Origin of the sequence: Dyella agri, from assembly GCF_044904705.1 — a bacterium.
In the GTDB taxonomy this organism is placed as follows: domain Bacteria; phylum Pseudomonadota; class Gammaproteobacteria; order Xanthomonadales; family Rhodanobacteraceae; genus Rhodanobacter_A; species Rhodanobacter_A agri.
The window spans coordinates 137,953-149,675 of record NZ_JADIKL010000003.1; the positions used below are offsets into that span (position 1 = coordinate 137,953).

At 67.8% G+C, this 11,723-nt stretch carries 9 protein-coding genes; 2 read left to right on the forward strand and 7 right to left on the reverse strand.

The window, feature by feature from the left end; genetic code table 11:
• Positions 1-23 precede the first annotated feature (23 nt).
• On the forward strand, positions 24-2,552 hold the full coding sequence (locus ISP14_RS06595) for a penicillin-binding protein 1A (RefSeq protein ID WP_404537386.1): 2,529 nt from the start codon (positions 24-26) through the stop codon (positions 2,550-2,552).
• A 90-nt stretch (positions 2,553-2,642) separates the two neighbouring features.
• Positions 2,643-3,323 (forward strand): hypothetical protein, encoded by a 681-nt coding sequence (locus ISP14_RS06600; protein WP_404537388.1) that lies wholly within the window; start codon positions 2,643-2,645, stop codon positions 3,321-3,323.
• 123 nt (positions 3,324-3,446) lie between these two features.
• Here ISP14_RS06600 and ISP14_RS06605 read toward each other — a convergent pair whose 3' ends face one another.
• The 7 genes from ISP14_RS06605 to rpoZ form a co-directional block, all read right to left on the reverse strand.
• The gene (locus ISP14_RS06605; protein ID WP_404537390.1) at positions 3,447-4,742 is read right to left on the reverse strand and encodes a citrate synthase; all 1,296 of its coding nucleotides are present in this window, start codon (positions 4,740-4,742) and stop codon (positions 3,447-3,449) included.
• A 318-nt stretch (positions 4,743-5,060) separates the two neighbouring features.
• Positions 5,061-5,306, reverse strand: a complete 246-nt coding sequence (locus ISP14_RS06610) for a type B 50S ribosomal protein L31 (RefSeq protein ID WP_192105394.1) — start codon at positions 5,304-5,306, stop codon at positions 5,061-5,063.
• Positions 5,307-5,382: 76 nt separating this feature from the next.
• On the reverse strand, positions 5,383-6,315 hold the full coding sequence (locus tag ISP14_RS06615) for a nucleoside hydrolase (RefSeq protein WP_404537392.1): 933 nt from the start codon (positions 6,313-6,315) through the stop codon (positions 5,383-5,385).
• 96 nt (positions 6,316-6,411) lie between these two features.
• Positions 6,412-8,514, reverse strand: a complete 2,103-nt coding sequence (gene recG / locus ISP14_RS06620) for an ATP-dependent DNA helicase RecG (protein ID WP_404537394.1) — start codon at positions 8,512-8,514, stop codon at positions 6,412-6,414.
• A 16-nt stretch (positions 8,515-8,530) separates the two neighbouring features.
• Positions 8,531-8,914 (reverse strand): RidA family protein, encoded by a 384-nt coding sequence (locus ISP14_RS06625; protein WP_404537396.1) that lies wholly within the window; start codon positions 8,912-8,914, stop codon positions 8,531-8,533.
• Positions 8,915-8,991: 77 nt separating this feature from the next.
• Positions 8,992-11,160 carry a RelA/SpoT family protein gene (locus ISP14_RS06630; protein WP_404537398.1) on the reverse strand — a complete coding sequence of 723 codons (2,169 nt, stop codon included), beginning with the start codon at positions 11,158-11,160 and terminating at the stop codon, positions 8,992-8,994.
• Between the two features lie 127 nt (positions 11,161-11,287).
• Positions 11,288-11,578 (reverse strand): DNA-directed RNA polymerase subunit omega, encoded by a 291-nt coding sequence (gene rpoZ, locus ISP14_RS06635; protein ID WP_077484992.1) that lies wholly within the window; start codon positions 11,576-11,578, stop codon positions 11,288-11,290.
• Positions 11,579-11,723 lie beyond the last annotated feature (145 nt).

Below are 11,723 nucleotides of genomic sequence, written 5' to 3' on the forward strand. Positions count from 1 at the left end.
TCGACATGGGCCATCCGCCACACATGCGTATTTTCAAGCGTCTGCTGCGCTGGGCACTGATCCTGGCGTTCACGGGTTTTCTGCTGGCGGTGCTCGCGGTCGGGGTGGCGTACTGGCTGGTCGCGCCGCGGCTGCCCTCGGTGGCCGTGCTGAAGGACTACCACATGCAGGTGCCGCTGCGCGTGGAGACCGCCGACGGCAAGCTGATCGCCAGCTTCGGCGAGACGCGGCGCATCCCGGTGGCGATCACCGACGTGCCGGACAACCTCAAGCACGCGGTGCTGTCGGCCGAGGACGCCGAGTTCTACCACCACCCCGGCGTGGACTGGCGCGGCATCGCGCGCGCCGGCTGGCACGTCGTCATCACCGGCGGCGACAAGGGCCCGGGCGGTTCGACCATCACCCAGCAGGTGGCACGCAACTTCTTCCTCAGCCCCGAGAAGCTGTACTCGCGCAAGCTCACCGAGATCTTCATCGCGCTGCGCATCGAGCACGAGCTGAGCAAGGACCAGATCCTGGAGCTCTATCTCAACAAGATGTTCCTCGGCCACCGTTCCTACGGCGTGGCCGCGGCGGCCTCGTACTACTACGGCAAGACTCTGGACAAGCTCAGCATCGCGCAATGCGCGGCGATCGCCTCCTCCTTCCAGTTACCCTCGGTGGTGAACCCGATCAGCAGCCCGGCCCGCCTGTTGGCGCGGCGCAACTGGGTGCTGGGCGAGATGCTCCGGCACCGCTACATCACCGAACCGCAATACCAGGCGGCCATCGCCGAGCCGAACGACGCCGCGCCGCACGAGGCGCCGATCGAGGTGGATGCGCCCTACCTCGCCGAAATGGTACGCCGGCAGGTGCTGGATCGCCTCGGCAACGATGCACTCACCGAAGGCTACGTAGTCAAAACCACCGTGCAGAGCACGCGCCAGCGGACCGCGGTGGAAGCGGTGCGCAACGGCCTGATTGTCTACGACCGCCGCCACGGCTGGCGCGGTCCGGAGGCGCACCAGGACCTGGCAGCCGACGCCGGCCAGCCGGACTACGCGCGGGCGCTCGCCGGATACACCGACGTTTCCGGCCTGGTGTCGGGGCTGGTCACGGCCAGCGCCGCCGACAGTGCCAGCGTTTTCCTCGCCGACGGCAAGAGCATCCGGCTCGACCTCGCCGCGGTGGACTGGGCACGACCCTATGTCAACGACAGCCGCACCGGCCCCGCGCCGAAGCAGGTGGATGCCGTGCTCAAGCGCGGCGACATCATCCGCGTGTCGCAGGACGACAAGGGCGGTTGGCAGCTGGCGCAGATCCCCGCCGTGCAGGGTGCGCTGGCTTCGATCCGGCCGGAGGACGGCGCCGTCGAGTCGCTGGTGGGCGGCTTCAATTTCACCCGCAGCAAGTTCAACCGCGCCGTGATGGCGGCGCGCCAGCCCGGCTCCAGCTTCAAGCCCTACCTTTATTCGGCGGCGTTCGACCACGGCTTCACGCCCGCCTCGATCATCAACGACGCACCGATCGCCCTGCCCGATCCCTCGCGCCCCGGCGGCCTGTGGACGCCGAACAACGACGACGACAAGTTCGCCGGCCCGATGCGCCTGCGCGAGGCGCTGGTGCAGTCCAAGAACCTGGTCTCGATCCGCCTGCTCGATGCAATCGGCGTGCGCTACGCGCGCGAGTTCATCACCCGCTTCGGCTTCCCGCTCGACGCGCTGCCACCGAACCTGTCGATGGCCCTGGGCACCGCCTCGGTGTCGCCGATCAACATGGCGCGCGGCTACGCGGTGTTCGCCAACGGCGGCTACCTGGTCACACCGTACTTCATCAGCGAGATCGATGACCGCAGCGGCAAACCGGTCTACCTCGCCAGCCCCGCGCGTGCCTGCAGCGAATGCCAGGAGCGCCTGCTGGAGAACACGCCGCCCGGCCCGCCGCCGGCTGACACCGGCAAGCACCCGGCCAATGGCCTGGCGAATGCCGCCAGCACCGCGCAACCGGCCAGCGCCGGCAGCGCCGACGACTCCGGCGTGGAAACCCTTCCGGCCGACGCTCATGGCAATGGCGCGCATCCACCGGTGCTCGCACCGTACGTACTCGGCCCACGCACCGATTTCCTGGTCACCTCGCTGATGAAGGACGTGATCCTGCGCGGCACCGGCTCGGCGGCCAAGGCGCTGAACCGCGCCGATCTCGCCGGCAAGACCGGTTCCACCAACGACCACCGCGACGCCTGGTTCGTGGGCTTCAACGGCGACGTCTCCACCGCAGTGTGGGTGGGCTTCGACAACTACGGCTCGCTGGGCCGCGGCGAGTTCGGCGCCAAGGCGGCGCTGCCGATCTGGATGGACTACATGGGCGCAGTACTCAAGGACACGCCTCTGGCTTCGCTGCCTATGCCGCCGGGCATCGCCACCGTGCTGATCGATCGCTCCAGTGGCCTGCCGACGGCGCCGGACGACCCGAACAGCATGAACGAGTTCTTCAAGGTCGAGGACGTGGACCGCCTGCGCAGCCAGGCCACCCAGCAGCAACAGGACCAGCAGAACCCCTACAACATCTTCTGATCCGGGCGGCGCCCCGCCCGGGTCCGCGGGGACGGTTCCCGCGTTCCGCCGCTTGCGCTAGTCTGGATGCGTAACGGCGGAGGAACCGACATGGCCCGAGGCGAGCACCACCGCATCCATGCAAGCGACCGCCAGCAGCGCAATCGGCGACGCGTGGCCCAGGAAGCGGCCCGCCTGATGAGCGAGCACGGCATCCGCGACTTCCACCGCGCCAAGCTCAAAGCCGCCGAACGGCTGGGCATCCTCGATACCCAGGCACTGCCGCGCAACCAGGAGATCGAACAGGCGCTGCGTGAACACCAGCGCCTGTTTCTTGCCGACAGCCAGCCGCAGCTGCTGCGTGCGCGGCGCGAGGCGGCGGTAGAGGCGATGCGCTTCCTCGACCGCTTCGAGCCGCGCCTGGTCGGCGCCGTGCTGGAAGGCACCGCCGACGCGCATTCGGCAATCTGCCTGCACGTATTCAGCGACGATCCCGATGCCGTGCACCGCTACCTGCACGAACACAGCGTACCATTCGAGACACAGATCCGTCGCCTGCGTACCAGCCGCGACGAACAGGTCGAATTCCCGGTGCTGCTGTTCGCTGCCGACGCGCTGCCGTTCGACCTCACCGTGCTGCCGCGCGATGCGCTGCGCCAGGCACCGCTGGACCGCATCGACGAGAAGCCGATGCGTCGCGCCGCGCTGAGCGCGGTGGAAATCCTGCTAGCCGAAGATGACGACACGGACGAACTGGAGCGCATGCTGGCGAACGCAGCACCTCGTACCTAGCAGGCATCGCCTTGCGATCATCCTGATCGCAAGAGTCAAACAGGCGACGTTCCATGGCCGCACCACCCAAACGAAAACGCCCCGGCAAGCCGGGGCGTTTTCGTTCATCCGTGAGGCTACAGCTCAGCGCTTGCCCGACGCCACGTAGTCGCGCACGTCGTGGCCGGTGTAGATCTGGCGCGGACGACCGATGCGCGCACCGGGCGTCTCGTGCTGCTCGATCCAGTGCGCGATCCAGCCGGCGGTGCGGGCAATCGCGAACATCACGGTGAACATCTCGGTCGGGATGCCCAGCGCCTTGTAGATGATGCCGGAGTAGAAATCCACGTTCGGGTACAGCTTGCGCTCGACGAAGTAGTCGTCCTTCAGCGCCGCCTCTTCCAGCTTCATCGCCACGTCCAGCAGCGGATCGTTGACGCCCAGCTCGGCGAGCACCTTGTGGCACATCTCGCGGATGATCTTCGCGCGCGGGTCGAAGTTCTTGTACACGCGGTGGCCGAAGCCCATCAGGCGGAAGTTGTCGTTCTTGTCCTTGGCGCGCAGCACCGCGGTCTCGACCTTGTCCGGCGTGCCGATTTCCTGCAACTGCTTGAGCACCGCCTCGTTGGCGCCGCCGTGCGCAGGGCCCCACAGCGCGGTGATGCCCGCGGCGATCGAAGCGTACGGGTTAGCGCCGGTGGAACCGACCAGGCGCACAGTCGAGGTGGAGGCGTTCTGCTCGTGGTCGGCATGCAGGATGAACAGCAGATCCAGCGCCTTGGCGGCCACCGGACTCATCGCCAGCGGCTCGCTCGGCACCTCGAACATCATGTGCAGGAAGCGGTCGACGTATTCGAGGTTGTTGCGCGGATAACGGAACGGCCAGCCGATCGAATAGCGGTAGCAGGCGGCGGCGATCGTCGGCATCTTGGCGATAAGGCGGATCGCGGCAAGCTTGCGGTCTTCGGCGTTATCGACGTCGATGTCGTCGTGATAGAAGGCCGACAGCGAGGCCACCGAGGCGGCCAGCATGGCCATCGGATGCGCGTCGTGGTGGAAGCCCTTGAAGAAGTCCTTCAGCGACTCGTGCATCATCGTGTGATGCGTGATGTCGTTCTCGAAGGCCGCGAACTCCGTCGGCTTCGGCAGCTCGCCGTTGAGCAGCAGGTAGGCCACTTCGAGGAAGCTGGACTTCTCGGCCAGTTGCTCGATCGGGTAGCCGCGGTACAGCAGCACGCCCTGGTCGCCGTCGATGTAGGTGATCGCGCTCTTGGTGCTGGCGGTGCTGCCGTAGCCCACGTCGTAGGTGAAGTGGCCGGTGTCCTTGTACAGCGTGCTGATGTCGATGCAGGCCGGGCCGAGGGTGCCGGCGACCAGCGGCAACGTGCTGCTGCGCTGACTCGACTCATCCACCAGCTTGACAGTCTTGGAATCGGACACGGGAACCTCCTTTGCATGGGTCGTCGCCCGCCAGGGCCGCGAGGCAGCACCGGCCAGCGAGGGGAAACAGGCATCGCGCCGGGGAAAGCGGCGATGCAATCCATGCATTATCGCACATCGACCCATCGCACATGCGTTCGCGGATGGTCGTAGATCGGGCGCAAAAACCCGCCTGTAGCGACATGGCGTCGCGCCAGCAAGGGTCCGGCAGGCACCCGCCGGGGATGGCGGATGCAAAAACGCACGGGGCAGGCCAAGGCCTGCCCCGTGCGTGGATGCGTCACGCACCGCCTGCCGCAACGCGGCGGCGGAACGCGCTTACTTCTGCGCGTAGCGCTTGCGGAACTTGTCGACGCGGCCACCGACGTCCAGCGTCTTCTGCTTGCCGGTGTAGAACGGGTGCGAATGGCTGGAGATATCCACCTTGATCAGCGGGTACTCGTTGCCGTCCGTCCACTTGACGGTGTCCTTGGCGGCGATCGTCGAACGCGTCAGGAACGCGAAGTCGGACGACAGATCCTGGAACACCACCGGGCGGTAATTCGGATGGATATCGGGCTTCATGACGGGCTCAATGCAACGTGAAAAGAGGACAAGTTTACGTGGCCATGCCGCATGGCGTCAAGCACGCCGACGCCCGTCATGCCGCCCCAAGCGCCTTGCGCACCATCGCAGCGAACCGCGCCTGGTCCACCTCGAGCACGATGCGCGCCTGCGCCGGTCGGCCCAGCCGGTTCGCCCAGTCCACCACGGTAGCGCCGCGGGTGAGGCGGCCGTCCAGTTCCACCGCCACCGCACGGGTCTCGCTGCGGGTCACGATGGCGGGGTCGATCGCCACGGCCATCGCCAGCGCGTCGGCCGCGACCACGCCATGGCGGTCGTGCTTCGCGTTGTAGTCGCGCGCGGTACGAAACACCTGGCCGAAGAATTCCGCCCGACGGTCGCCGGCCGCCAGCCACGCGTCGAACTCGGCATCGTCGAACCCGTGGCGCAGAGTGGCCTCCCAGTCGACCAGGTCGAAGGCGGGAAACGCCTCGAACACCACGTGTGCGGCCTCGGGGTCGAAGCCGATGTTGAACTCGGCGGGCACCTTGCCGGTGTTGCCGCGGCCGGTTACCGCACCGCCCATCACCACCAGTCGCTTCACCCGCTGCGGCAACGTGGGGTCGAGCCGCAAGGCCAGCGCAAGGTTGGTCAGCGGCGCCAGCGCTACCAGGGTCAGTTCGCCGGGGCGCTCGCGGGTGAGCCGGAGCAGCGCCAACGCGGCAGCTTCCGCATCGGCCGCCGCCTTCGGCTCAGGGAAGCCCACATCGCCCAGGCCATCCATGCCATGGACGAAGGCGGCGTCCTCGTCCGGTGCGCGCACCAGCGGCGAGGGGCAGCCGGCATACACCGGGAACGTGGCGCCCAGCAGATCGCGCAAGGTGCGCGCGTTGCGCACGGTGTGCCCCAGGCCCACGTTGCCGGCAGCCACGCTCAAGGCCGCGATGTCGGCATGTGCGTGCGCCATCATGATGGCCAGCGCGTCGTCCACGCCGGGGTCGGTGTCGATCAGCAATTGCGGTTTGCTCATGGCCGACTTTTCCTCGGAAAAGTCGGCAAGTCTAACTCAGCACGCTCTAGGCAATTCTGTCGCCATCTCTGCCTCTGCGCTCGCACAATACCCATGCTATGCCCGCGCATAGCGCGCCGAACCGCCGATCCAGCGCGCGATCAGCCGGTCCGCCTCGCGCGGGTGTTCGGCCAGCAGGCGCGCGCCGACCTGCTGCACCGCCGGCAGCAGATGTGCATCGCGGGCGAGGTCGGCGATACGGAAGCCGAGCTGGCCCGTCTGGCGCGTGCCCAGCACCTCGCCTGGACCACGCAGTTCCAGATCCTTCTCGGCGATGCGGAAGCCGTCGCTGGTCTCACGCATCACCTCGAGCCGCTCGCGGGCCAGCTGGCCCAGCGGCGGCTGGTACAACAACACGCAGTTCGAGGCCACCGCGCCGCGCCCCACCCGTCCGCGCAGCTGGTGCAGCTGGGCCAACCCCAACCGCTCGCTGTTCTCGATCACCATCAGGCTGGCATTGGGCACGTCCACGCCCACTTCGATCACCGTGGTGGCGACCAGTACGGCCAGTTCGCCGGCCTTGAACGCATCCATCACCGCCTGCTTTTCCTTCGGCTTCAGGCGACCGTGGATCAAGCCTACCCTGCAGTCGGCGAGCGCGGCGGAGAGTTCTGCGTGCGCCACTTCGGCAGCCTGCGCGCGCAACTGCTCGGACTCCTCGATCAACGTGCACACCCAATACGCCTGACGCCCTTCGGCGCAAGCTACGCGGATGCGTTCGATCACCTCGGCACGGCGCGCATTGGACACCGCCACCGTCTGCACCGGCGTGCGGCCGGGCGGCAACTCGTCGATGGCAGAAACGTCGAGGTCGGCATAGGCACTCATCGCCAGCGTGCGCGGGATCGGCGTGGCGGTGAGCACCAGCTGGTGCGGCACTTCCCCTCGCGCCGTATCCGCGCCCTTATCGTGCAACGCGAGGCGCTGCTGCACGCCGAAGCGATGCTGCTCGTCGACGATCACCAAACCGAGCCGGGCGAAGCTCACGTCTTCCTGCATCAGCGCGTGCGTACCCACCGTCACCGGCGCCCCTTCGGCCACGCGGCGCATCGCCGCCTGCCGCGCCTTGCCTTGCTGCTTGCCAGCCAGCCATTCCACATCCACGCCCAGCGGCGTCAGCCAGTGGCGGAAGTTGCGCAGATGCTGCTCCGCCAGCAGTTCGGTGGGCGCCATCAGCGCCACCTGATATCCCGACTCCACCGCGGCCAGCGCGGCCAGCGCGGCGACCACGGTCTTGCCCGAACCCACGTCGCCCTGCACCAGCCGCAGCATGGGCTTCGGCTGGACGAGGTCGCGCCGCACCTCCTCGTCCACGCGTCGCTGCGCGGCAGTGAGCGAGAACGGCAGCGATTCGATCAGCCGCCGACGCAGCACGCCGGCGACCGCGAGCTTCGGCGACTTGCGCCGCTGCACCGCGGCGCGCATCCGCTTCAGGCCGAGGTGCTGGGTGAGCAGTTCCTCAAACGCCAGCCGCTGTTGCGCGGGATGCCGGCCATGCAGCAGCAGATCCAGCTGCGCATCGGGTGCCGGGCGATGCACCGTCAGCAACGCCTCACGCAGCGAGGCGAGGCCGTGCGCCGCGCACAAGTCACGCGGAATCAGCTCCAGCACCGACTCCGGCGGCAACAGCGCCAACGCTTTGGCGACAACGCCGGCCAGCCGCTTCTGGCCCAGCCCCTCGGTGGTCGGATAGACGGGACTCAACCGATCCTCCACCACCACCGCCTCGCCGGCAGCGAGGCGGCGATACTGCGGATGCACCATCTCCAGGCCAAGCGTCGTCTGGCGCACTTCGCCGAAGCACAGCAGGCGCGTGCCCGGCGTCAGCTGGTCGGCCTGCGCGCGGTTGAAATGGAAGAAACGCAACTGCAGGCTCTGCAGCGTGTCATCGCCTATCGCCACCTTCAGCTGCGGGCGATAGCGGAAGCCGCGCTCGACCGCTTCGATCGTGCCCACCACCTGCGCGCTCTGTCCCGCGCGCAGGTCGGCGATCGCGGTGACCCGGGTGCGATCCTCGTAACGCAGCGGCAGGTGGAACCACAGGTCCTGCACGTGCTCCAGCCCCAGCTTTTGCAGCAGGACCTGCAGCGCCGGACCCACGCCGGGCAGCGCGGCCGCGGGCTGCATGCCCGCGTCGATGGCGGCGGTGGCGACGCTCATCGCCCGGCGGAGCGGATCAGCCCAGCACCATGATCGCGTCCACTTCCACCTGCGCGCCCTTGGGCAGCGCCGAGACCTCGATGGTGGAACGCGCCGGATACGGCTGCTGGAAGTACTCGGCCATCACCGCGTTCACCGCGGCGAAATTCGCCAGGTCGGTGACGTAGATGCCCACGCGCACCACCTGCGCCAGCGAGCCGCCGGCAGCCTCCGCCACGGCTACGAGGTTGTCGAACACGCGTCGCGCCTGTGTGCCGATGTCGCCATCGACCAGGTTGCCAGTGGCTGGATCGAGCGGAATCTGCCCGGAGAAGTACACGGTGTCGCCGGCGCGCACGGCCTGCGAATACGGACCGATCGCGGCGGGCGCCTGCGTGGTGGAAATGATGCTGCGGGACATGGGGCGGCCTCGGGATACGGGGGCGGAAAGGCGAAAGCGTACCGCGCCTCGGCATCGCTGCCCACCCGAACCCGGAATCACAGCGGGTAGCGATAAACCCCGCTTACCACGCCGGTGCGACGCACGCGGCGGATCACGTCGGCGAGGTGCTTGCGGTTCTTCACCTCGATCGCGAACAGCAAGGTGGCGGCGGCGAGGTCGCGCTCGGCGTATTCCACATTCTCGATGTTGGAGTCGGCCGCCGCGATCGCCGCGGCGATGGTGGCAAGCACGCCGGGCCGGTTGATCACCTCGATGCGCAGCTCGGCGCGGTAATCGCCCTGCACGTCGTGATCCCATTCGATCGCCACACAGCGCTCGGGCGACTTGCGCAGCTCGACCACGTTCGGGCACTCCTCGCGGTGCACCACGATGCCTTTGCCCGGCGACAGGTAACCGATGATCGCGTCGCCCGGCAGCGGATGGCAGCAGTTGGCGAAGCTGAGCACGCCGCGCTCGGCGCCGGTGATGCGGATCTTCTCGTGCACCGGGCTGGCACCGGGCGCCGCGTCGTCGGAGCGGCCGTCGCGCAACGCCAGCAGATGGCGCGCCACCACGTCGGGCATGCGGTTGCCCAACGCGATCTCGGCCAGCAGTTCCTCCAGCCGCTTCAGCCTGGCCTCGTGCAGGAAGCGGTCCAGCACTTCGGTCGGGATCGCATCGAGGCTGCTGCCACGCGCGTCCAGCGCGCGGTCGAGCATGCGGTGGCCGAAGTCCACCGCGTCCTCGTGCTGCAGGTGCTTGAGGTACTGACGGATCGCGGTACGTGCCTTGCCGGTGACCACCGACTCCAGCCAGGCCGGGTTCGGCACCGCAGATGGCGCAGTGATGATCTCCACCAGCTGGCCGGATTCCAGCCGCGTGCGCAACGGCAGCAGCTTCTTGTCCACGCGCGCGGCCACCGCGTGGTCACCCACGTCGGTATGCACGGCGTAGGCGAAGTCCAGCGCGGTGGCGTTGCGCGGCAGCGCGAGAATGTCGCCGCGCGGGGTGAACAGGTAGACCTCGTCGGGGAACAGGTCGATCTTGACGTTCTCGATGAACTCCGCCGACGAAGCGGTATTGATCTGGCTGTCGGCCAGCGAGGACAGCCATTCGCGGGCACGCGCCTGCGCGCTGTTCGCCGGGCCGGAGTCGGTCTTGTAGGCCCAGTGTGCGGCCACGCCGCGCTCAGCCACCGAGTCCATCTCGGCGGTGCGTATCTGCACCTCGATCGGCGCGCCGAACGGGCCGAGCAGCACGGTGTGCAGCGACTGGTAGCCGTTCGCCTTGGGGATCGCGATGAAGTCCTTGAAGCGTCGGTCCACCGGCTTGTACAGCCCGTGCACCACGCCCAGCGCCATGTAGCAGTTCATCGCGCTCTCGACCACCACGCGGAAGCCGTACACGTCCATCAGCTGGGCGAAGCTCTTGTGCTCGCTGTGCATCTTCGAATAAATGCTCCACGGCGACTTGATGCGTCCCACCACGCGTGCCGGCAGGTGCTCGGTGGCCAAGCGCTGCGACAACGCAGTCTCGATCCGGCCCATGGCTTCGCGGCGGTTGCCCAGCGCAGCGCGGATACGTTCGCTGATCACCCGGTAGCGGTCGGGATGCAGCGCGCGGAAGCCGAGATCCTGCAGTTCGGCCTTGATCTTGTTCATGCCCAGGCGCTGGGCGATCGGCGCATAGATTTCCAGCGTCTCGCGCGCGATGCGGCGGCGCGAGGAGGCGTCCTTCGCGCCCAGCGTGCGCATGTTGTGCAAGCGGTCGGCCAGCTTGATCAGGATCACGCGCAGGTCGCGCGCCATCGCAAGAAGCATCTTGCGGAAGCTTTCCGCATCCGCCTCCTGACGGCTGCCGAAGCGCATCTTGTCCAGCTTGGTGACGCCGTCGACCAGCTCGGCCACGATCTCGCCGAACTCGCCGGCCAGCGCGCTGCGGCTGAGCGCAGTGTCTTCCAGGGTGTCGTGCAGGATCGCCGCGATAATGGTCTCGGCATCCATGCCCAGCTCGGCGAGGATGCCGGCCACGGCGACCGGATGGGTGATGTAGGGCTCCCCGCTCTTGCGGGTCTGACCCTCGTGCGCTTGCGCGCCGACCTGGAAGGCGCGCAGCACGCGATCAAGTTGCGGCGCCGGCAGGTAGCCGAGCTGATCCTTCAGCGCCAGCACGTAGGGCGGCAGCGCGGTGGGATCGATGGCAACTGGCGTGCTGGCGGCGGTCATGCTTGGACGCGCCGGCGGTATCGCGCCTGCGGCGCTGTTATGCGGACCAGCGGAACGCGGCCGGCCGCGCGTGCAATGACATCGGCCGCCCCGATGCGATGCATGCGCGGTCTACAGCCGCCCTCCATCAATCGTCGCCGACCTTGGACAGATCATCGTCCACTTCGGCGGCGGCCCACTCCAGCGCCTCGCGCTCGGCACGCTCGCGCTCGGCCTTGTCGATCTCGTCGATGGTGGCCTGGTCGATGCGGCGGCCGGCGATCTCGCGCAGCGCCAGCACCGAGGGCTTGTCGTTATCGGGATTGACCGCCGGCTCGGCACCCTTGGCGAGCTGACGGGCGCGCTTGGTCGCCATCAACACCAGCTCGAATCGGTTGTCGACCACCTCGAGGCAGTCCTCCACGGTAATGCGTGCCATGCCAAATCCTCAACGAAATAGAGACTTATACAGGTCGCCAGTGTAGAGCAGCCGGCGCTGGCCTGGCAATGCAAGCCGCGCTTACCATGGGCGGTTTTCGCCGCTTGCGCGCGAAAGCGGGGCGAAACGCGTGCAGGATATAAAA

Excerpts from the sequence above, each read along its gene's own strand:
- ISP14_RS06595 (WP_404537386.1), top strand. The coding sequence starts at position 24 with ATGCGTATTTTCAAGCGTCTGCTGCGCTGGGCACTGATCCTGGCGTTC.
- ISP14_RS06600 (WP_404537388.1), top strand. The coding sequence starts at position 2,643 with ATGGCCCGAGGCGAGCACCACCGCATCCATGCAAGCGACCGCCAGCAG.
- ISP14_RS06610 (WP_192105394.1), bottom strand. The coding sequence starts at position 5,306 with ATGAAGCCCGATATCCATCCGAATTACCGCCCGGTGGTGTTCCAGGAT.
- ISP14_RS06615 (WP_404537392.1), bottom strand. The coding sequence starts at position 6,315 with ATGAGCAAACCGCAATTGCTGATCGACACCGACCCCGGCGTGGACGAC.
- recG (WP_404537394.1), bottom strand. The coding sequence starts at position 8,514 with ATGAGCGTCGCCACCGCCGCCATCGACGCGGGCATGCAGCCCGCGGCC.
- ISP14_RS06625 (WP_404537396.1), bottom strand. The coding sequence starts at position 8,914 with ATGTCCCGCAGCATCATTTCCACCACGCAGGCGCCCGCCGCGATCGGT.
- ISP14_RS06630 (WP_404537398.1), bottom strand. The coding sequence starts at position 11,160 with ATGACCGCCGCCAGCACGCCAGTTGCCATCGATCCCACCGCGCTGCCG.
- rpoZ (WP_077484992.1), bottom strand. The coding sequence starts at position 11,578 with ATGGCACGCATTACCGTGGAGGACTGCCTCGAGGTGGTCGACAACCGA.